This is a genomic window from Krasilnikovia sp. MM14-A1259, assembly GCF_047159535.1.
Lineage (GTDB): Bacteria > Actinomycetota > Actinomycetes > Mycobacteriales > Micromonosporaceae > Actinoplanes.
In genome coordinates this window covers 2,220,028-2,238,802 of the sequence record NZ_BAAGAJ010000002.1, presented here as the reverse complement: position 1 = coordinate 2,238,802, position 18,775 = coordinate 2,220,028, and the positions used below count along the sequence as shown (strand labels likewise).

At 71.1% G+C, this 18,775-nt stretch carries 22 protein-coding genes and 2 pseudogenes; 4 read left to right on the top strand and 20 right to left on the bottom strand.

Annotation, left to right across the window (positions count from 1 at the left end; translation table 11 throughout):
- Positions 1–56 precede the first annotated feature (56 nt).
- On the top strand, positions 57–707 hold the full coding sequence (locus ACMCNK_RS09710) for a hypothetical protein (protein WP_412736062.1): 651 nt from the start codon (positions 57–59) through the stop codon (positions 705–707).
- 60 nt (positions 708–767) lie between these two features.
- On the opposite strand, the gene ACMCNK_RS09705 is transcribed toward ACMCNK_RS09710, so the two are convergent.
- The 15 genes from ACMCNK_RS09705 to ACMCNK_RS09635 all read right to left on the bottom strand — a co-directional run bounded on the left by ACMCNK_RS09705 (position 768) and on the right by ACMCNK_RS09635 (position 13,664).
- A complete protein-coding gene (locus tag ACMCNK_RS09705) occupies positions 768–938 on the bottom strand; it encodes a hypothetical protein (RefSeq protein ID WP_412736061.1) in 171 nt (56 codons plus the stop codon).
- A 137-nt stretch (positions 939–1,075) separates the two neighbouring features.
- On the bottom strand, positions 1,076–1,450 hold the full coding sequence (locus ACMCNK_RS09700; protein ID WP_412736060.1) for a DUF6907 domain-containing protein: 375 nt from the start codon (positions 1,448–1,450) through the stop codon (positions 1,076–1,078).
- Between the two features lie 45 nt (positions 1,451–1,495).
- Positions 1,496–2,479 (bottom strand): DUF2637 domain-containing protein, encoded by a 984-nt coding sequence (locus tag ACMCNK_RS09695; protein WP_412736059.1) that lies wholly within the window; start codon positions 2,477–2,479, stop codon positions 1,496–1,498.
- The gene (locus ACMCNK_RS09690) at positions 2,476–5,403 is read right to left on the bottom strand and encodes a BTAD domain-containing putative transcriptional regulator (protein WP_412736058.1); all 2,928 of its coding nucleotides are present in this window, start codon (positions 5,401–5,403) and stop codon (positions 2,476–2,478) included. Before ACMCNK_RS09690 ends, ACMCNK_RS09695 begins: the two co-directional genes overlap by 4 nt.
- Positions 5,404–5,436: 33 nt before the next feature.
- Entirely contained in the window at positions 5,437–5,895 is a 459-nt protein-coding gene (locus ACMCNK_RS09685; RefSeq protein ID WP_412736057.1) for a pilus assembly protein TadG-related protein, read from the bottom strand.
- A complete protein-coding gene (locus ACMCNK_RS09680) occupies positions 5,892–6,350 on the bottom strand; it encodes a TadE/TadG family type IV pilus assembly protein (protein WP_412736056.1) in 459 nt (152 codons plus the stop codon). Before ACMCNK_RS09680 ends, ACMCNK_RS09685 begins: the two co-directional genes overlap by 4 nt.
- Entirely contained in the window at positions 6,347–6,814 is a 468-nt protein-coding gene (locus ACMCNK_RS09675) for a TadE family protein (RefSeq protein WP_412736055.1), read from the bottom strand. The genes ACMCNK_RS09680 and ACMCNK_RS09675 overlap by 4 nt, the downstream gene beginning before the upstream one ends.
- A gap of 13 nt (positions 6,815–6,827) precedes the next feature.
- A complete protein-coding gene (locus ACMCNK_RS09670) occupies positions 6,828–7,016 on the bottom strand; it encodes a hypothetical protein (RefSeq protein ID WP_412736054.1) in 189 nt (62 codons plus the stop codon).
- A 432-nt stretch (positions 7,017–7,448) separates the two neighbouring features.
- Positions 7,449–8,342 carry a type II secretion system F family protein gene (locus tag ACMCNK_RS09665; RefSeq protein WP_412736053.1) on the bottom strand — a complete coding sequence of 298 codons (894 nt, stop codon included), beginning with the start codon at positions 8,340–8,342 and terminating at the stop codon, positions 7,449–7,451.
- Complete coding sequence (locus ACMCNK_RS09660) at positions 8,339–9,244, bottom strand: type II secretion system F family protein (RefSeq protein ID WP_412736052.1); 906 nt, start codon at positions 9,242–9,244, stop codon at positions 8,339–8,341. Before ACMCNK_RS09660 ends, ACMCNK_RS09665 begins: the two co-directional genes overlap by 4 nt.
- Positions 9,232–10,662, bottom strand: a complete 1,431-nt coding sequence (locus ACMCNK_RS09655) for a CpaF family protein (protein WP_412736051.1) — start codon at positions 10,660–10,662, stop codon at positions 9,232–9,234. Before ACMCNK_RS09655 ends, ACMCNK_RS09660 begins: the two co-directional genes overlap by 13 nt.
- The gene (locus ACMCNK_RS09650; protein WP_412736050.1) at positions 10,659–11,468 is read right to left on the bottom strand and encodes a hypothetical protein; all 810 of its coding nucleotides are present in this window, start codon (positions 11,466–11,468) and stop codon (positions 10,659–10,661) included. Before ACMCNK_RS09650 ends, ACMCNK_RS09655 begins: the two co-directional genes overlap by 4 nt.
- A complete protein-coding gene (locus ACMCNK_RS09645; protein WP_412736049.1) occupies positions 11,468–12,070 on the bottom strand; it encodes an SAF domain-containing protein in 603 nt (200 codons plus the stop codon). Before ACMCNK_RS09645 ends, ACMCNK_RS09650 begins: the two co-directional genes overlap by 1 nt.
- Positions 12,071–12,228: 158 nt before the next feature.
- Positions 12,229–13,161: a hypothetical protein gene (locus ACMCNK_RS09640; RefSeq protein ID WP_412736048.1), complete on the bottom strand. Its 933-nt coding sequence runs from the start codon at positions 13,159–13,161 to the stop codon at positions 12,229–12,231.
- Entirely contained in the window at positions 13,155–13,664 is a 510-nt protein-coding gene (locus ACMCNK_RS09635; protein ID WP_412736047.1) for a hypothetical protein, read from the bottom strand. Before ACMCNK_RS09635 ends, ACMCNK_RS09640 begins: the two co-directional genes overlap by 7 nt.
- Before the next feature lie 380 nt (positions 13,665–14,044).
- Between ACMCNK_RS09635 and ACMCNK_RS09630 the strand changes: the two genes are divergently transcribed.
- The 3 genes from ACMCNK_RS09630 (at position 14,045) to ACMCNK_RS09620 (ending at position 15,541) form a co-directional block, all read left to right on the top strand.
- Positions 14,045–14,398 carry a hypothetical protein gene (locus ACMCNK_RS09630; protein ID WP_412736046.1) on the top strand — a complete coding sequence of 118 codons (354 nt, stop codon included), beginning with the start codon at positions 14,045–14,047 and terminating at the stop codon, positions 14,396–14,398.
- Positions 14,399–14,562: 164 nt separating this feature from the next.
- On the top strand, positions 14,563–14,874 hold the full coding sequence (locus ACMCNK_RS09625) for a winged helix-turn-helix transcriptional regulator (protein WP_412740796.1): 312 nt from the start codon (positions 14,563–14,565) through the stop codon (positions 14,872–14,874).
- A 217-nt stretch (positions 14,875–15,091) separates the two neighbouring features.
- Positions 15,092–15,541, top strand: coding sequence for a prepilin peptidase (locus ACMCNK_RS09620; protein WP_412736045.1), 450 nt, complete (start codon positions 15,092–15,094; stop codon positions 15,539–15,541).
- Here the strand turns inward: ACMCNK_RS09620 and ACMCNK_RS09615 are convergent.
- The 5 genes and pseudogenes from ACMCNK_RS09615 to ACMCNK_RS09595 form a co-directional block, all read right to left on the bottom strand.
- Positions 15,538–16,188: an HAD family hydrolase gene (locus ACMCNK_RS09615; RefSeq protein WP_412736044.1), complete on the bottom strand. Its 651-nt coding sequence runs from the start codon at positions 16,186–16,188 to the stop codon at positions 15,538–15,540. The genes ACMCNK_RS09620 and ACMCNK_RS09615 overlap by 4 nt on opposite strands.
- A gap of 62 nt (positions 16,189–16,250) precedes the next feature.
- A complete protein-coding gene (locus ACMCNK_RS09610; protein ID WP_412736043.1) occupies positions 16,251–16,838 on the bottom strand; it encodes a flavin reductase family protein in 588 nt (195 codons plus the stop codon).
- Positions 16,835–18,289: a hypothetical protein gene (locus ACMCNK_RS09605; protein ID WP_412736042.1), complete on the bottom strand. Its 1,455-nt coding sequence runs from the start codon at positions 18,287–18,289 to the stop codon at positions 16,835–16,837. The genes ACMCNK_RS09610 and ACMCNK_RS09605 overlap by 4 nt, the downstream gene beginning before the upstream one ends.
- A pseudogene (locus ACMCNK_RS09600) lies at positions 18,286–18,417 on the bottom strand (aminoglycoside phosphotransferase); the annotation flags it as partial. The pseudogene ACMCNK_RS09600 and the gene ACMCNK_RS09605, both read right to left, overlap by 4 nt.
- Positions 18,415–18,606, bottom strand: a pseudogene (locus tag ACMCNK_RS09595) (hypothetical protein); the annotation flags it as partial. The pseudogenes ACMCNK_RS09600 and ACMCNK_RS09595, both read right to left, overlap by 3 nt.
- Positions 18,607–18,775: the final 169 nt, after the last annotated feature.

The window sequence follows — 18,775 nt, the reverse complement described above, 5'->3', positions numbered from 1 at the left end:
AGCGCCCGCGAGGACGCCTCGCGGGCGCTGCCTCGGCTAGGCCAGGAGGTGAAAGGATGATCGCCGTGGCGCAACGCAGCATCGACGGACGCCTCGCCGTGGACCGGGCAGGAGTGGTTGAGCACCTCGGGGCAGCACGCTCGACCGTCAACCACTGGCACCTGCACCGCGACCGGTTCGGCTTTCCTGACGGCTTCACCGACGACGGCGGCGAGTGGTTCTGGCTCGACGACATCGAGGCGTTCCACACCGAGCACCTGACCGCGAAGAAGGCCGTGCTCACGGAGGTGGACCGCAGCGGAAGCCCGAACGAGCTGGTCAACTCCACCGGCGCCGCCGACATCCTCGGATACGCCTCGTACCGCAACCTGCCCGACACGGTGATCGACCATCCCGACGAGATCGAAGAGCTGCCGAGCGGGCGTATCCGCCGCTACTGGCGGCGACGCACCATTTGGGCCATCGCTGACGCCCGTACCGGCCGGCAATCGACCGGCCGCACGCCGGGCACCACAACCGGCCCGCGCAAGCCGCACGCCTACGCCGACGACCCGCGCCTTCAGGCCGCCGCCACCCTGCTCGCCGAGGCCCGCGCCGCCGGCCGGGACCGGCGCGGCCTCGGCGTCGAGCTGGCCCGGCGCCTGGGTGTCCCGCAACGAACGGCGCAGCGCCTGCTCACTGTGGCCGAGGCGGACGAACGCACCTGACCGCCGCAAACGCACAGGCGTCGCCGGCCCCCTCGCCCGGCGACGCCTCGTCCGTACGCGTCAGTTGTCGTCGTCGTCATCCGACGGCGCGGCCGGCACCGCCGGAGCCTCGATCAAGTAGCGCAACGCGCCGTTGATGTCGGTGTCGCGGGCCTCGGCGGTCCGGGTGAGCACGTCGAACACCTGCTCATCAACCTTGATCGTGTAGGTGTCGGCCGTGGTCGATTCCATCTCGGTTCCTCCTGGCGGTAGGGATCGCCGGTGCCCGGGGTGGGCACCGGCACCCCCATCCACGCCGACCGGCGCCGAGGCATCAAGCCTGGTACAGCGGCACACCGGCGGGCGCCGCACTGGAGGTTCGCCGAGTGTCACCGCCGTACGAGCAGGGCCGGCGGCGCGGCCTCGGCGGTGTCAGCGGCCCGTAGGAGGGCGATGGCGAAGGCGCGCGCCTGGCTGGGGTTGAGGTACAGCTGCATGTCGGTGCCGTCGGGGATGGTGACTTCGACGTGGGGGCGTTCGAGGTCGGCGGGGTCGGTGCCGAGCCAGTCCGGGGCCTTGTCCCAGTAGGCGGCCCGGACCTGGGCGTCGACCAGGCGGCACGCCTCGTCGTACACGGCAACGTTGGTCGCTGGGCCTCGGTGCATCGCGCCGGGCGGGTCGGTGTCGTGGCAGTCGGCGCACCACGGCGGAAGGTGCCCTGCGTGCGGCGCGGCGGCGCCGCGCTCCATGGCGAACTCGTCCATGGACATGCTCCTCACATCCTTGGTCAGGGGGTCGGCGCGGCCGGGTCAGGCCGGCAGCGTGGGGCGCGAACCGTTGACCGGCTGTCCCTCGCGGCGCAGCTCCCGCAGCAGCTCCGACACTCGGTCGTTGCGGATCGCGGTGCCGTTGCGGCGAAGCCGCCGGGCGAGGGCGTCCCGGCTGACCGCGCGGCCCTCGCGTAGCAGCTCGTCGCGGGCCTGCCGGGCGGCGGGCAGCAGCGGCACGAGGTCCGCGTCGAGGCTGGCGCCGTCGTCGGTGTCGTCGTCCTGGTCGTCGTCGGTCTGGTCCTCCTCGTCGTCGGGCTCAAGGTTCGGGCTGGGCTCGGCGTGACTGCCGCTGTGCCCGTCACCGAGGTCGGGTTCCTCGCCACGCTGCGCCGCCTCGGCGTGCGGGTCACGGTCGCCGTCGAGAAGCGCCTCCGCCCTGGCGGCGCCGTCGGGGGCCGGGTCGTGGTCGGCGCCGGGCGGAGGTTGACCGGCGCCGGTCGCCGGTCGTGCCGGTAGCGGTACGGGCGGCACCGGCAGCGTCGGCGCAACCGGGGCGCCGTTCGGGGCTGGGCTGCTCGTGGTGACCGCGCGGGTGGGCTGGGCCGCTGTGGTCGAGGCGGCCGGCTTCGGGAGGGCCTCGCGCCGGGCGGCGAGTTCCACCAGGGACACCGAGGCCACGACGATGAGCCCGTCCACGCTCAACGGCAGCAGGTAGGGGACGCTGCCGGTCTCGCCGTAGCGGGCCACCACGTCGACCATGTGCCAGTACGAGACCCACGCGGCAATAGCAGCGATGCCGTAGGAGACGGCCGCGCGCACGTAGCCGAGGGTGCGCCGTTCGAGCGGGATACGGGTGACCAGCTCGACGGTGATGAGGAACGCCAGCGCTGGCCAGGCCGCGATGGCCTGCGAGATCGGATGGGGTTGGGCGTGTAGGACGTTGGCGGTGATGGAGGCGGCCACACCGAGGGTGAGGGTGGCGCGCACCGCCCAGCGCAGCCGTCGCAGTCGGGCCGGGGTCATCGGCGGCCCCCTGTGGTGATGTTCGGGCGCAGTTGCCGTTCGGCGACGCGGCGGGTGGCCTGCGACGGTTCGGCGTCGCCGAGGTCGGCGAGGCGTTGCTCGAGCCGGCGTAGCGTGCGCCGCACCACGTCGGGCCGTCCGGCGCGGCCGTGGATCCGCATGATCCGCTGGTACAGCTCCTCGTTGACCGGGTCGAACTCCAGGGCACGCTCCAGGGCGGCAACGGCCTGGTCCGGGTGGTCGGGCTCCACGATCTCGGCGATGCGGGCGTAGACGGCGAGGATCTGGTGGCGGTAGGTGGTGGCGTAGTCGGTGATCCAGGTCTGGTCGCCGCCGTCGGCGAAGTCCCCGGCGTACAGCTCGGCCGCCTCGCGCAGCGCCGCCAATGCTGCCGCGTCATCCTCGGCACTGTTGGCGTGTTCGATGGCGGTGAGCATCTGCCACAGGTCCACCGTCACCAGGTCGGGGTCGAGGCGGTAGCGGCCGGTGGCCGAGTCGTGGATGACGAACATCGCCTCCGCCTGGCCGGTGGCGGCGCGCAGGACGCGGCGAATGGTGCCGATGTCGGTCCGGACGCGGTTGGCTGCCGTGCTCGGGTTGGTGTCGGGGTGCAGGTCGGCGCCGAGCTGGTCGAGGGTGCGTCCGCCCGGGTGCACCGCGAGCAGGGCGAGCACGGCGTAGGAGCCGCTACGCATTCCGGTCGTGACCGGCCCGGCCTCGGTGGCGACCGTCATCGGGCCGAGCACGGTCAGCCGCACCACGCCCGGCGCCTGCGCGGCCTGTGCCGGCACCGGCTCGGCCGGCTCCGTAGGCGCCTCGGCGGCGGGTGTGGTCTGCGGGGTGGGGTCGTCGGTGTCGTGGCCCAGCTCGGGGCGGGCTGCGGCGTCGGTGAGCATGGTCATCACGGCGGCGAGGTCGTCGCCGGTCAGGGTGGACATCCGTCGCACGTCGGCCGTCTCGTCGGTGGTGGCGTTGACGGTCCCGTCGGCGGTGACGTCCACGGTCGGCACCCGGTCGAGCGGGCCGAGGATGACCGGGTGCAGGTGCAGCGCCGCCTTGTGGGCGCCGACCGCGAGCAGGCGGGCGGCGTGGCGGGGCGCGGCTTCGATGAGCAGCACGTAGGGCTGTTGCGCCTCGGCGTGGTCGGTGCGGGCGTTGAGCGCGGTGATGCTGTCGGCGTGGAAGGTGTCCAGCAGCCGCCGGCGCACGATCATCTCTTCCTCGGCGTGGGTGACCGCGGCGGCGACCTCGTCCAGGACGATGAGGCGTTCCCCGTCGTAGGTGGTGCCGTCGGGGTCGAGGCCCACCAGCGGGGCGTCTTCGGGTAGGAGCCGGGCGAGGACTTCGACGGTGGTGACCACCACGGGCCGCTGCTCCAGGATCTCGGTGGCGCCGGTGGCGAGCACGGACGCCAGCACCGCGCGGGCGGCGGCCTCGGCCCCGTCGCCGGTCACGGCCAGGCCCGGGGCGGGCAGGTCGAACAGACTCACCTCGGCCCCGCCCGCGTCCACGCCGATCGGGGCGAGCACCGCCGGGAGCGGGGGCCGGTGCGGCTCGAATTCCTCCGCGGCGAGGTGGCGGGCACCGGCCGTGTCGGCCGGGGTGAGCGGCTCGGGCACCGGCGTGGGCTGCGCGGCGAGGCGGGCCGGGATGGGGAAGCCAAGGCGGGCGCGGCGGCGGCGCTGCAGGCGCAGCAGCGACGCCACGGACGCGATCAGAGCAGCCAGGCCGAGGCTGACCCAGCCCTGCGACGGCAGGCTGACCCCGGCCTCGTCGCGCTGACTGCTCGTCTGCGGTCCCGCCGCACTGTCGGTGGCGCTGGCCGTCGGGGTGGCGGCAGCCGAAGAGGCGCTGCCTGCCGGCACGGACGAGCTGGGCGTCGGTGCCGTGCTGACCGGGGGGCTGCTCGGCGCCTCGGTCCGCGTCGCGGCCGGAGCCTGCGGTGCGTCCCCGGCGTCACCGGAGCCCGGGGACGGGTTTGCTGAGCCGTGCGGTGCCGGGCCGGCGTCGGCCGAGCCGGGCGCTGGCGTGACGGGGGGCGGCTCGGCCGCTGGTGTGGCGGACACTGGTGCGGCGGTGGTGTCGCGGGTGGGCATGGCGAGGACCCAGCCGACGTGGATCTCGTCGGGGTCGGTCAGGGCGTAGCCGTTGGCCTGCTCGTGGCCCCGATTGAGGGTGTAGATCTCGCGCCAGCGGTGCGGGTCGCCGAGCTGGTGCTCGGCGATGTCCCACAGGTTGTCTCCGCGTACGACGTGGTGCACGCCGCCGGGGGCGTCGCGTGCCCACGCCGGGACGTCGCGGTCAGCGGCCTCGTGGGCGGGAGCGGCGGCCTTCGTGGGAGCGGCGGTGGAGACGTCGCCGGTGCGCAGGGATCGGACCCAGGCGCTGTCGATGACGGCCGGTGCGACGGTGCGCTGTGCCGGGGCGACCGCGACGGCCGGGCGGCGCGCGGCGGCGTCGGCCGCCGCTGCGGCGGCGCTCGGGGTTGCCGTGCCCGTCACAGCGGCGCGGGCGGCGTCGAACAGCACCGCGCCGACGATCGCGCCGACCAGCACGGCCGCCACCCAGCGGATCGGGCCGCGCCGCACCACCGGGGCGCGCAGCCGGCCGCGCCGGGCGGCGCTGGTGGCGGCGGACGCCTCGATGACCTCCACGAGGACGTCCCGCAGGAAGATCAGCCACAGGACCCAGCCGATCGAGGCGAGCAGGTCCAGGATCATCTGATCCGACCAGGGGCTCGTCACGGTGGTGTAGAGGTCGGACAGGTCGGGGACCTGGGCGAGGGACGGCCAGCCGATCCAGTCCAGCGGCCAGCCTGAGGAGGCGGTCAGCAGCCAGGGCACGCACGCGAGGAAGCTGATTAGCGCGGCGAGCGCGGCCAGGGCGCGCAGCAGGCGGCCGAGGGCGGCGACGACGCGGAACATGCGGGACTCCTTCGCTGGGAAACGGGGGTGGGCTCAGGCGTTGGGGCCGGTCACGCCGTGCACGGCGGTTGCGGTGGCCGAGGCCGACACGTGCAGGCTCCCGACACCGACCAGTTGCAGGAGCTGCGTCCGGCTGGACCGGCGGACGGTGACGCTCACGGTGGTGGTGGTCGCCGAGGCGGTGCCGTCCATACCGGCCGAAGCCAGCCAAGACCGGGCAACCGACGCCGCACGGCTCGGGTCGAGCTGAGCGCGGCCCTGCGTGCGGTACACGCCCAGGTCGATCTCTTGCGCTCCCGCGCGGGCCGCGCTCTGGGCGACGTCGAGAGCCTGCACCTTGGCCGACAGCGCCATGCCGGCGTCGAGCACAAGCCCGGCAACCGCCATCGAGGCGACGGTGAACAGCACCGCGAACGGCGTCACTTGCCCGGCATCGAGACGGCCGGTGCGGCGGCGCAGCCAGCCGGCCACCACGCGAGCGGTTCGTCTCATGAGGCACCTCGCCACTGATCCACGGGGGAGGTCGCGGACGCCTCCACCACCCGACTCCCCGGCACCCCCAGCAAGATCAAATCTGACAGGGGAACCCGGCATGCCACCCGCACGGTCACGGCCCCGCCGGGCTGCTGGTTGCCGCTGACCGAGACGGTTGCGTTGCGGCAGGTGACGCCTCGGGCGGCGAGGGTGTCCCGGGCGGTGCGCTCGGCTTGCGCGGTCGCGTTGCCGCCTCGGGTGATGGAGGCGGTGCGGGCGCCGCTGCTGGCGGCGGCGTCCAGGTCGATCTGCGCGCTGACGAGCCGGCCGCACATGACCACGAACAGCAGCAATGCCACCAGCAGCGGCGTCACCAACGCCATCTCGGCGGTACTGGCCCCGGCGTCCGGTGCCTGGGTGAGCAGTCGCCACCGAGCGGCGAGCGCCGCGCGTAGCGGGGTGGAGGTGATCATTGGTTCGCTGTCCAGCGTTCAACGGGGCGCACGACGACGGCCTTAACGCTCCAGCCCATGCCCGGGACGACGGTGGCCGCCTTCCCGTGGATCTCTACCCGGACCTCGGTGGCGGTGCGACTGACCGACACCGACGGGTTCTTCAGCACGCCGCTGCCGATCGCGGCGAGGGTGTCACTGCCGGCGCCATGACCGGCGCCGGCACTCGACTGGTACGCGGCGGCCGTGGACGCTGCCCTCGTGGCGGCGGCCTGCGCGACGTGGGTGGCGTGCATCCACACGCCGGCCTGGATGACCGTCATGACGATGAACAGCAGTAGAGGCATGGCGATGACCAGCTCGGCCGTCGCTGCGCCCGCGTCGGGGCGGGCGGCTACGCGCCGCCATCGGGCGCGGAGCCGCCCGGCCGTGCCGAGGCCCGGGGAGGAGGGGCGCTCGGCACGGCGGATTCGGGAGGCGGTCACCGACGTTGGCCTTTCAGCCGAGGTCGATGCTGTTGGCCTTGCCCTGGACCTTGGTGTAGATGATCCCGATGGCGAGGATGGCCAGGGTGACGAGCACGGCGGTCGCCACGACTGCCTCGGTGGTGTAGCCGGCGTCCTTCGTGTTGCGCACGACGGCCCAGCGGTGCCGCATCTCCGCGGCGATGTAGCTCAACACAGGCATTGCGGTGTCCCTCCTCGGAACTGGTGTCGGTACGGAAGTGGTGCGGCAGGTGGCGGGACTGCCCAGCAGCGAGCGGGGACGCTCGCACCGCTGGTGACAGCCGGGGACGGGGAACGCCGTGAGACGGGGCTCGGTCAGCACGTCGGCCGGTCACGTCGGCGTCCCGCTCGTGCGCTCGGTGGCACGGCGTGAACGGCGGTCATTGATCACTCCTTCCGGGTGGGGTCGGGGATAGCGGCATCCGTGCGGGCGTCGCGGGCTTCGTCGCCGGTCCGGCGGGGCCGAGGTCAGGTGCATCGGTGAACGAGCGTGCCGACCAGGGCGAGCACGAAGACGACTGCCAGGAGCACGGGCATGACGCGGGTTTCGGTACTCATGCGGGACCTCCTGCAACCTGGGCGTCGCGTCGGGATTCATGAACTGGCGGCTTTCCTAGAGACCTCCCATGACGGCGGCCATGGCCGGGTAGCCGAGGAAGATCAAGAACCCGGCGAACAGGGCCACGATGGGCAGGGCCATGCGTTCGGTCGCGGCGTTGGCGTCGCCCTCGGCGTCGGTGAGCTGCCGTTCCCGCAGCGCCACCGCACGGGAGCGCAGCGACGAGCGGACCCGGGCGCCTTCGGTGCCGGCGAGGCCGACGGTGGCGGCGAGCTGCTGCAACTCCGCGACGGTGACCCGCTTGCCGAGCGCGCCGAGGACGTCCCAGGGGGCGACCCGGGCGAGGCGTGCCTCGGTGAGCGCGTAGCGCAGTTCGGTGTAAGCGGGGCCGGAGCCGACCTTCGCCGCGTCGTCGAGGGCCTGATCGACACCCGACCCGGACGCGAGGCTGATGACCACTAGGTCCAGGAAGGAGGACAGGGTGTCGCAGAATGCGGTCCGGTACTTCGCCGCGTCGGCCCGTACCGACAGCTCCGGGGCGAGGAACCCGGCCGCGCCGAGGATCAGCGACGCCGCCGCTGGCATCGTCATGCCGGTACTCAGCCCGGCGAATGCGGCCAGGGCCGCGGCGACCGGCGGCAGGAGCACTCCGACCACGGCGGCGGTGGCCTGCTCGGCGAGATGCACGTCGACTGGCTTGTCGAGGGCGGCCAGGTCCCGGCGGGTATTCGCTAGGGGCAGGCCAGCGCGACGGAGGAAATGCACCGCCGGGCGTCCCAACCGTCCGGTCCACCCTTGCGGCGCCGTGTCGGTCTCGACCGGGCGGGTCGCACCGTTCGGGGCGTCGAGCGCCTTGTCCAGACGTGGGGGGCGGGGGAACCAGCCCACCACGATCAGCCATAGTCCGAGGCCGGTGCCGAGGCCGGCGAGCAACACCATCCCGTTCATGACCGCACCACCGCCTCCGCGTCCGTGGTCGAGGCGACCCCTACCAAGATTCGGGAGGCGTCGCGGTCGCGCATCAGCCGGCCCAACCACGCGAACGCGCACGCGAAACAGCCCCCGGCCGCCAGCAGGACGAGCTGACCGAACGCGGAGTCGAACGGCTTGAGGTAGCCCCGGTTGAGCAGGGTCAGGACGCCGGCCATGGCGAGGGTCGCCCCGACGATCACTCGGGCGCTGGTGCGGTTGCGTTTGCGGCCGGCGGCGACCCGCTGCCGGCTGGCGACCTTCGCGCGGGCGGAGGCGGCCAGCTCGCCGAGCACCTCGCCGAGCTGCCCGGCGCTGCCCCGGGCGGCCATGAGCAGCCCGGCCACGACCAGGTCGGCCGTGGGGTCGGCCAGCTCGGCGGCGAACGCCCGCAGCGCGGCCGGCAGCCGCCAGCTCCGCTGCAACCGGGTGGCGAGGCGGGTCACCTCGTCGCGGATCGGCTCGGGGGATTCGATAGCGCTAGCGGTGATGGCCTGCTCCAACCCGGCCGCGCCACTGAGGTTGTCGCGCAGCGCCTCGGTCCACGTGGCAATCGCTTCGATCTTGGCGACGCGGCGGGCGTGGTCACGGTCCGGGCCGATGATGTCCGGCAGCACCCACGCCCCCACGACGGCCAGGGCCGCCGCGACCGGCCAGCGGGTCAGCACCGCCGCCAACAGACCGACGGCCAGGCACAGGGCCACCCGGCGCCGGTCGACCGGGCCACGGGCCGAGGTGAACCTCGACAGCCAGGAGCCGGCTTCGAGGTTCGCGGGCCCGTTGTCCCGTCCGGACAGCCCAACCGTCACCAGCACGACGCCGAACGCGGTTCCCAGCCCCAGCAGCGCGGCTAGGGGCACCGTCAACGTCATGACATCCACCCCCCACCCGGGGCAGTGCGGGCATCTTCCAACAGGCGCGGGTCGAAACCGGCCCCGCTCAGCATCGACAGCAGACCGGTGGACAGCGGCGACCCCGGCACGGCCCGCCCGTCGGGGCCGGGTCGCAGGATCTCGTTGCTCGCCACGGACAGGCCGTCGGCGTCGACGACCTCCCGCACGGAGGTCACCACACGGCGGCCGTTGTCGCCGAAGCCGAGGTGGACGACCAGGTGCACCGCCTCCGCCACCAGCAGGTTCGTGGTAGCTGGTTCGAGGCGTTCCGGGGACTGCGCCGCGTACAACGCGAGCTTCTTGAACACCCCGGCGCTGGAGGAGGCGTGGATGGTGCCCAGGCTGCCGTCGTTGCCCTGCGACATGGCGTTGAGCATCGGGATGACTTCGTGACCCCGGATCTCACCGACGATTACCCGGTCCGGCGACATCCGCAGACCCGAGCGGAACAACTCCGACATGTCGATGGCGCCTTCACCCTCGACGTTGGCCTCCCGCGACTGCATCGCCACCACGTCCGGATGCAGCGCCTTATCCACGTCCAAGGCCAGCTCGTAGGTGTCCTCGATGGTCACGATCCGCTCGTCCGGGTCGATCACCGACCCGAGCGCCCGCAACAGCGTGGTCTTGCCGGCGCCGGTGCGCCCCGCAACCAACGTGTTGAGGCGTGCGCGGACGGCGGCGGCGAACAGCTCCCGCAGCAGCGGGTTGAGGGTGCCGAGCTGCTCCAGGTCGGCGAGGGTGACCTTGATGTAGCCGTGCCGGCGGATCGACAGCGCCGGGCGCCGGGTCACCGACATGACCGCGTGTAGGCGCGAGCCGTCCGGGAGCTGGAGCTTCAGGATCGGCGCGGCCCGGTCCCAGCGGCGTTCCTCCGCGCCTTCGCCGCCGGTCTCGGCGCGGCCGGCGTCGGCAGCGAGACGGCGGATCAGCTCGACCATCTCGGCGTCAGAATCGGCGATCGGCGCGACCTGACGGCAGGTGCCGTCGGTGTACCGGACGAAGACCTGATCGAAGCCGTTGGCGTGGATGTCCTCGACCCGCTCGTCGTTCAGCAGCGGCTGCAAGCCGCCCGCGCCGAGGAGCATGTCGGCCACCGCCCGCGCCACCCTCGACTCCGCGGCCGGGCGCAGCGGTGGGCGGCCGGCGTTCATCTCTGCCGTGGCGTAGGCGTCCAACGCGTCGGTGATCAGGCGGTGGGTGGCGGCCTGCTGCTCACCGGCCGGCATCGGCGTGCCTGTGGCGGTCTCGTGCGCCCGGGTTTCGCGGGTCAGCCGCTCGGCCACGTCGCGGCGGATACGCCGCACCACGGCGATCTCGGCCGCCTCGGCGCCGGCCACCTCGGACGGCAGGCCGTCGCCGGGGCGGCGCCCGGCCGGCGGCAATGGCTCGAACGGGTAACTCATCTCGCCTCCTCACGGGCGTGCCTTGCTGGTGCCGAGGGTGCGGTGCTCAGGTGGGTGGTCAGGTCGCCGTAAAGCTCGGCGTACGCGCGAATCAGGGGCAGGCGCCGCCACCGCTTGCCGGCCAGCAGCTCACCGCCGAGTACGGCCGCCGCCTTGCGGTCGGCCGGTAGCGGCCCGAGGACGCTGACCGCTTCGGGGTCGCGGGCCAGCTCGTCCACGACGTGCCGGGTGAGCACGTCGGCGACCTCGGCGGCCGCGTACACCCCGCCCGGGGCCAGCAGCACGACGAGGCTCCCGGCGCCGACGTCGACCAGCTCGGCCAGCGCCTCTCGCACATGGGCCAGCTCGTCCGTGCGGGCACGGACCATCACGAGCACCACGTCCGCTAGGCGCAGCAACGGCCACGCCGGCGAACCCAGGGCGAGGCGTCCGCAGTCGGCCACGACCAGGCGCTCCGGTGCGGTCAGCACCGCCCGGCCGGTGCCGGTCAGCTCCGGTAGCGCGGCGCGGGTCTGCGCGCCGCCGGCCGGTGCGACCACTACCGGCACGGTTGCGTCCCCGACGGTCACGGACTGGAGGCCGGCGGCGAAGGCGTCATCCGGGTTGATGGCGCCTCGGGCGGCAGCCGCCAGGTCCACCACGCCCGGTGTGGCCGCCAGGTCGAGGCGGCGCATGAGGTCACCGCCGGACGGGTCCGCCTCGATCACCACCGGCCGCGCCTCGGCCGGAGCAACGGCCGCCAACCCGAGCGCGGTCGTAGTGACGCCGGGGCGGCCCTTGACGTAGGTCACGGCGAGCAGCGCCATCACGCACCCCCAGGGGAGGTCTGCATCAGCACCACGCCACCGGCCGGTGCGCCGGCCAGCTTTGGGGCGTCCGAGGCATCCAGGAGCAGCGTGATCACCGTGCCGCCCTGACCGTCACCAGCGAGATCCACTCCGAGCACCACGGCCTGCAGCCGCACCGGCGCCGATCCGGCTGTCGAACTGGAGACGGGTGCCGGCTGACCGTTGCCACCGCCCTGCGCGGTCGGCGAGACGTACACCGCGACCCGCGACCCGTTGGCGAGACCCTGCGGGTACTGGCCGGGCTTGAGCGCCACCGACGCCGATACCTTCCCGGCGGGCGGGAACGCGGCCTCACCCACCAGCGAGGGGGTCAGCAGCGTCCCGGCCATGAGCGGGACGACGGCCGTGCGGCCGACGACCTGTTCGGCTTGCGTGGCGGGGATCAGCTGCACCCCAGGGTCCTCGGCCGCCGGGACCTGCTTGAGGTCCGCCGCGGTGATGCTCTGCCCGGCCGCCACCGACCGCGCCACCGCGAGCACCTGAACCCGGTCACCGAGGCGCACCGCGCCCCAGGCATAGCCCAGCACGCACACAATGACCAACAACCCGCCCAACGCCACGAACGGCAACCGCCGGCGACGTCGGGCCGCCCGCCACGGCCCCCGCCCCGCACGCGGCGCGGCAACCTGCGAACGATCTTCTGACCCTATTTTGGGGCGCACTGAACCAAGCGCCATGACATCCTCCCCCGTTTGCTGGCGCGACTGAAGGTGATTGGTTAGCGGGTTACGACCGCCTGAGACTCCTGGACTCGGGTCTGGACCTGACCCGTTGTATTCAGGCCGGGGATCGTCCCGGACTCCCCGCCGCCGGACCAGGTCACCTCCCACGTCACCGTCGCCGTGACGGTGTAGGAGCCGCCGGGGGCACCGGCCGATGAGCGTCGGTACACGTGCCCGCAGTTAGGGGACGCCTTCGCTGGATCAGTGCCCGGCGTCCACGCCGTTCCCGGGCCGGCGCAGTTGACGGTCGACCCGTCGCCCATGGCCCAGGTGACCGTCGCGGGTCGGGCCGTCGCGGTCACACTCATCGCCGGGACCGAGGCGGTTGCCGACTGCGTTTTCCACGAGCCGGAATCGAGGGCGAGCCAGATCGGAAGGTTCACGAGCTGGTCACCCGGCGGGTTCATGCGGATCGTGACCTCGGGCAGCCGCAGGTTCGCGCTCGCCTGCCGAGCGAGGACCGCCGGTGACACCGCTGGCGGAGCGCCGGCGATCCACTGGGGGCCGCCCAGGGCGGAGGTCGCCGTGCCGTCGTTGTTGTAGCAGACCTTCTCGTACCAGCCGCCCTCACCGGCCGGCTGCCCGCCCATGTTCTCGATCATGTCGGGTGAGAGGTTGACCGCCTTGTAGTAGCAGCCATCAGCCCCGGCCCACCCGCCCTCGCGCTGGCACGGGATCTCCTTGCCCTGCGGGTCGCGGCACTTGCCGTCTCCGCCGCGTCCACCGGTTCCACCTCCGTTGCCCCCGTGGCCGCCGGTGCCGGGCTGGTTCGGAGTGCCGACCTTGATGTTGCACTCCGGGCGAGGGTCGTTCTTCTGGCACACCACCTTGCCGCCACCGTCGTCGGCCCAGGCCACCGCCGGCGCAAACGCGACGGCGAAGAGGCCGACAAGGGCTGCCAGGAGAAGCGGTGTCCGTCGTCCTAGCATGTCCCCGACTCCTCCAATATGAACGAGTTGACCTTCCACGCCCCGTCGGACTGCTTCACGGTGGCCGTCATGCGGTGCTGGCCGCCCGGCTTGTCGTCCCACAATTCGCCTGATGCCTTGTGCACCAGCCACTTCGTGGTGTCGACGCAGTCCAGGACAGTCACCTCGGTGGGCACTTGCTCCGGCTTGACCTCGGTCACCTTGGGATCGAGCACTACCTCACCCTTGGTGATCTTCCCCTGCTTTTTGTCGTTGTAGAGACCGCTGGCGATCAGGCGTAGGGCCTGGTCTGAGGCGTACTTGCGTAGCTCCGGCGCTTCCGCGTCCGACGTCTTGGCCGCCTCGACAAATGTGCTCCACATGCCGCGGTACGCGGCGAGCGCATCGCGTTCGGCAGCGGCGCGCGGTCCGAGACTCGGCGCGGACGATGCCGTCGGCGACGACGTGCCGTTCGGCGAGCTGTCCGACTTGCCAGAGGTGCACCCCGCACCGACGAGCAGCACGCCAACAGCGAGACCAACCAGACCCGAACGGCTCAACACCCTCAGTACCTCCCCAGCGTGTGGACTGCCCGCTGCGGGTCAGCCGCTCTTGCGACCCCGACACTGGGCCACATAGGACGGCCCGATCAAGGTCACGAGATGTGTCTACACCCGCACCCCGTAGTGATTGCAACCTTCGTACCTGCGGGTACGTACCTCAAGGCACGTACCTCAGCGCCGGTTGAACTCACGTACATCGACGTACGTACCTTGAGGTACGTACGTCGCTCGAATGCGGGCGATCCGGACCGGAAGGGTGTCGCCTAGCCGACACATCTGCTCGTATCGATTGGTCGTACACTCACCGAAATTGCGCTCGCGCGAGAAAGGTGGACCCGCGCATGAGCGGCCCCGACCGCACCCACCAGATGCTGACCTTGCTGGCGCGCCCCGGCGCCTACGAGGTTCTTCGCGCCATGCGTACGCGCGACGGCACTGCCACCTTCGCGCAGATCGCCACAGAGGCGCCTCGGCCCATGGCTGTGCTGCGTTCCCTCGCTGTCTACGACCTCGTGATCGCGCCGTGCTGCGGAAGTCTCGACGTTGACCCGTGCGGGACGACCTACTTCTGCCTGACGGCCCGTGGCGAGGCCGTCATCGGCCACCTCGACCGCCTGCAGCAGTGGGCTGCCACCCGGAACTCCGGCCGGGGCAATGGCGGTCTTGCCGGTTGGCGACGTGGCGGGTCGATCTAGGACGGGCCGTACGGTAACGATCGACTGGCGGCCCTAATCCTTACGCTTCTTCAATACGTTGAGGCGTCGGCGTGATTACAAACGGGTGGTCGAACATTTGTGCTGCCCAATACACTGTGATCCACCTCGGAGTCGCGCGCTCCTGAACGGGGAGGTGAGCTGCGCTGACGAACGTCCTTCAACTCATCCTCAACATCGCCCGCCGGAAGCTAGCCGTATCCATCCTGATCGCCCTCCAGGAGGGACCGCAGCGGTACAGCAGACTGCTCCACGCGGTCTCGCGGACGAGCCCGGGCGTCGTTCACGCCCGCACACTGACCGACAACCTTACCTTCCTGCAAGACGAGGGCCTGGTCGAGCACCACCATGACCCAGAGGCCGCCGACTACCGGCTCACCCAGGCCGGCTCAGACCTGGTGGACCTGTTCGGCTACCTCGGCCGCTGGGACGAGGAACATCGCAACGACGACGAGTAGGCCGGCGCAAGTGACCGGTCTAGCGACGCTCGCTGCCGCTGTCGCCGGGGCTGTCGCCGGCGTGCCAGTTGCCGCCGTCGCCTACGCGGTGCCGGACGAAGGCCCGGTACGCCTTCCTGCGCGCTGGTGGCGGGGTCACCCGGCACGCCCAGCCATCGTCGCGAGCACCGCAGCCGCTACGGCCGTATCTGCCGGGCTTGCGGTTGCCTCGGTGCCGATGGCGGCTGCCGTGCCCTTCTGGGTCTTCGCCGTCGCGGGAGTTGGCTTGTCGATCATCGATGTTCGGCGACGCCGCCTCCCACATGTCTTAACTGGAGGGCTGTGGGTCGCCTGCGTTGTGTGCTTCGGACTGGCAGCCGCCGTAGAGGGCGATGCGGGTCCGCTGTGGCGCGCGATCATCGCCGGAGTCGCGGCGAGCGCAGCGTTGCTCGTCATCGCGTTCACGCTGCCCGGACAGCTCGGGCTCGGCGATGTGGTCCTCGGGGGTGTTATCACGCTCAGTCTTGGTTGGCTGAGCTGGCAAGCCGCGGCCCTTGGCATCCTCGTCGCATTTGTGCTTCAAGGCGTCGTGGGCCTCGCTGCCAAGATGCGAGCCTGGGGCGACCACGCGGTGCCGATGGGACCGGCACTGTGGGCCGGTTGGCTTCTCGCCGCTCTTGCGACCTAGAAGTGGTCAGTGAGGGTGACGACGTCCGCCATGCTGTGTATCACCCGCTCGGCCCCAGCAGCCATCAGCGCCTCGTCGGCGGCTAGCGAGGCGTACCCGAGCACCGTCATGCCGGCGGCCTTGGCCCCCTTCACTCCGTAAGGACTGTCCTCGATTACCAGACACCGTGCGGGCGGCACACCGAGCCTTCGAGCTGCCAGGAGGAACAAGTCCGGCGCGGGCTTCCCGTGATCAACCATGGTGGCACTGAAGCAGCGATTGTCGAAGTACCCGGCAAGGCCGGTTGCATCCAAGCGAGCCTTGATCTCGCCAGGCGTGCCGCTTGAAGCAACGCAGACCGGCATCGCGGCCTCATGAAGATGGTCAAGCAGCTCGCGTACGCCGGGCACCGGCTCCAGCTCGTCCTGCTGCCGGAGCAGGACGCGGCGCTCGTACTCGCTCGCCAGGTCGAACGAAACGGCATAGCCTAGGGCGCGTTCCACCTCCGCCACGCATTCGGCGGTAGACCGCCCCATATACCGGGCGATGCAGTCCTGGTAGGTGGTGGGGAGCCCAGCACAGGTGACTAGCTCGGCCAGCACTTCGTTGTTGATTCGCTCGGAATCCACCAGGACGCCGTCGCAGTCGAAAATCACGGCCTCGATCACCCGTCGAGGGTGCCACCCATCGACCCGGCTCCGCGAATCGGACGGCGTGCGCTGGCGACTGGTCAGAGAGCCGGGTCTTCGTCCCCGTACGGAATCCGCCTCGACGGCCCCGTCGTCGAGAAGAGGTTGCCGGTGACCTGCATGACCGGACGTAGCTCGCCACGCGGCTCAGCCTCGTCGGTGAACGCCGTGTCGTTGAAGTGCACGTCGGCAACCTCCCCGACGAAGACCCCGTGGTCGCCGCCGAAGTCTGGCCTTTGGATCACGAGGCAAGACATCCATCCCAGACCGTTTGCGAGCACGGGGCCGTGCGGGGTGTCGATAAGCGGCATGCCGCACTCACGCAGCTTCGTCGCCCGGTCCGGGAAGAGGTGGCGGGAGTAGCGAGCCCCGAGTTTCCACACCCCGTCGAGCTGATCATCTGCTGGCACAGAGACGGTGAAGCCGTCCGCGCGGTTGAGGTTGTCGTAGGTCTTCCAAGCTCGGTGAACTGCCACGAGTATCTGTTGGGGGTCCGTGGAGACCGACGTCACATTGGAGATGGGGATCAGGTTCGCTTGCTCGGCCGCGTCGCGGGTTCCGATGAGGAACGCGACACGTGGCGCGAGCAGCCGATGAGCTTTGTTGATCGCGGCCGGACGCATCGTCATGACATGACCACGCGTGGCAGCGGGGATCGGAACGATCGAATGGCGACTCGAAGGTCCCTTGCTGCCGAGTTCTTCCGATAAGCAGGCATTCGTAGGCGACGGTCAAGATCACCCAATACCTGTCCGAGTTGGTTGATTCGCTGGACAGGTGGAAGCGACAGAATGGGCGCGAGTGCGGCCCGCGCGGCCTCTGGACCTCCGTCTGAGCCGCGGTGGTTGAGCCTAGCGACTGCCAGGTAGCTTCCGCTCAATGCCCAGCTCACAGGCCAAGCCCCGTTCGGCGAGGCCGCCTTCTCGTCGTATCCGAGGGCGGCGACGGATCGCTCGACACCCGCAAGATCGCCCAACAAGGCGTAGCTGACAGCACCGTAGTAGCGGCGGCGGGACTCCGGGAATGAGAAGAGCGACCCAAGCTCATCGAGCGCTGCCGGCGTCTGGTTCGTGTCGGCGGGGTCCTCGAGCTGACGCATCAACGTTCGGGCTTCATCCGTTCGGCCGAGTTGGGCTAGAGCGCGCACGCGGAGGCCCTCAAGTCGGAGCCGTCCGTCGCCGGCAATACCCATCTCGCGCGCGCGGTCGGCGTTGTCAACCACCTCGCCGGGCCGCGAGCGCCACAGGTCGATCATGGCTTTGGTGCAGAGCGACCACCCGAGGAGTTGCCGGTGGTCGGCTAGGTCCGCAAACGTCTCCGCAGAGCGGGCGTGCAACATGCCGGCCTCGGCGGCCCCGAAGTCGTGGGAGATCGACGCTAGGAGCAGACAGACCGCACCCATGATGGTGTGCAGCTCGCGCACTTCTCGGGGGCGGCTAGCTCGCTGGTCGATCAAGGGCGCCAATCGGCTACGAAGGAGAAGCGCCTCGGCCGTGATGCGGGGAAGATCCGAGGTCACTACGTAGTCCGTCGTTAGCCGACGAAGATCGGCTCGAAGGAGATCAAGGGTCGGGCCGCTGAGCCCGCTGGCCGCGGCGGCATCACTCATCACTATGGATTCCTGCGCCGAAGCCCAGAGCATCGAGGGCGAGATTGACGCGGCGCCGGCGGTGATGGCCGCTCTAAGAAGTCCGCGACGGTTCACGTTGTTGGTCCCTGGGCCGTCGAGGACCACCGACGCCGCGTCGGAGTCCGGTGACCATGGAACAACTGTATCCGGACCATCCGGGCTGCTCCGGATGATGTAGAACCCCAGCTCGGCCGGGGTGCTCGCCTTGAGGACCGCCACGAATGCCTCGCGTCGGAGGTCACCCGGCCACCGGTGTTTGCCGCTCTCAAGCTTGCCAACGTAGTTGGCGTCGATCGGCCCTTCCCGTGGGTGCTCGTGGCCGACGTAGGCGTTGACCGCGTCGGCCAGTTCCTGCCTCGACATTGGCCGTCCGGGCGAGGTTGGTGACGGGGTGCGCAGTCGGGCTCGTCGCAGGTCTTCGTTCGGTGGTTTGTCGTCCTTGTCGGTCACCGTCGACCTCCTTCCCCTCGGAGGGCAGCGAACGGGGTCCATTGGACCTGCTGGTCTCGGGTTCGGACGCTGTGTAGGCGGGTGCGGAACTCGCGGGCTACGCCGGGGGCGCTAGCGAGAAGAGGTACGTAGAAGCCGAGGTCTGCGTCGCTGGTGACACCCAGCACGGCGCGGAAGGCTTCGCGCCGGGTATCGCGGGGCCAGCGGTGTTCGCCCCGTTCGAGTTTGCCGACATAGTTCGCATCAATGTCGGCGTCGTTGTAGCCCTTGCGGGCGAGGTAGCGGTTGACGGCGTCGGCGACCTCCTGGCGGGACATCCGCCTTCCCGATCCGGATGGCGACACGAGGCGACGGCGAGCGTTGCTGAGCAGCTCGTTGGGCGGACGGTTGCGGCGTCGCCGCGTCATCCCCAACGGTCCTCACCTCGGCTCGCTGTGCCGTCGACCCGTGAGTCGACATGTCCGGTCAGCCCTGACATGTCGGCCA

Coding starts and splice junctions, on each gene's coding strand:
- ACMCNK_RS09670 (WP_412736054.1), bottom strand. CDS start 7,016: ATGCCTGTGTTGAGCTACATCGCCGCGGAGATGCGGCACCGCTGGGCC.
- ACMCNK_RS09610 (WP_412736043.1), bottom strand. CDS start 16,838: ATGACGATGCGTCCGGCCGCGATCAACAAAGCTCATCGGCTGCTCGCG.
- ACMCNK_RS09630 (WP_412736046.1), top strand. CDS start 14,045: ATGAGCGGCCCCGACCGCACCCACCAGATGCTGACCTTGCTGGCGCGC.
- ACMCNK_RS09695 (WP_412736059.1), bottom strand. CDS start 2,479: ATGACCCCGGCCCGACTGCGACGGCTGCGCTGGGCGGTGCGCGCCACC.
- ACMCNK_RS09710 (WP_412736062.1), top strand. CDS start 57: ATGATCGCCGTGGCGCAACGCAGCATCGACGGACGCCTCGCCGTGGAC.
- ACMCNK_RS09685 (WP_412736057.1), bottom strand. CDS start 5,895: ATGAGACGAACCGCTCGCGTGGTGGCCGGCTGGCTGCGCCGCCGCACC.
- ACMCNK_RS09665 (WP_412736053.1), bottom strand. CDS start 8,342: ATGAACGGGATGGTGTTGCTCGCCGGCCTCGGCACCGGCCTCGGACTA.
- ACMCNK_RS09705 (WP_412736061.1), bottom strand. CDS start 938: ATGGAATCGACCACGGCCGACACCTACACGATCAAGGTTGATGAGCAG.
- ACMCNK_RS09700 (WP_412736060.1), bottom strand. CDS start 1,450: ATGGACGAGTTCGCCATGGAGCGCGGCGCCGCCGCGCCGCACGCAGGG.
- ACMCNK_RS09690 (WP_412736058.1), bottom strand. CDS start 5,403: ATGTTCCGCGTCGTCGCCGCCCTCGGCCGCCTGCTGCGCGCCCTGGCC.
- ACMCNK_RS09620 (WP_412736045.1), top strand. CDS start 15,092: ATGGCGGCTGCCGTGCCCTTCTGGGTCTTCGCCGTCGCGGGAGTTGGC.
- ACMCNK_RS09650 (WP_412736050.1), bottom strand. CDS start 11,468: ATGGCGCTGCTCGCCGTGACCTACGTCAAGGGCCGCCCCGGCGTCACT.
- ACMCNK_RS09680 (WP_412736056.1), bottom strand. CDS start 6,350: ATGATCACCTCCACCCCGCTACGCGCGGCGCTCGCCGCTCGGTGGCGA.
- ACMCNK_RS09640 (WP_412736048.1), bottom strand. CDS start 13,161: ATGCTAGGACGACGGACACCGCTTCTCCTGGCAGCCCTTGTCGGCCTC.
- ACMCNK_RS09655 (WP_412736051.1), bottom strand. CDS start 10,662: ATGAGTTACCCGTTCGAGCCATTGCCGCCGGCCGGGCGCCGCCCCGGC.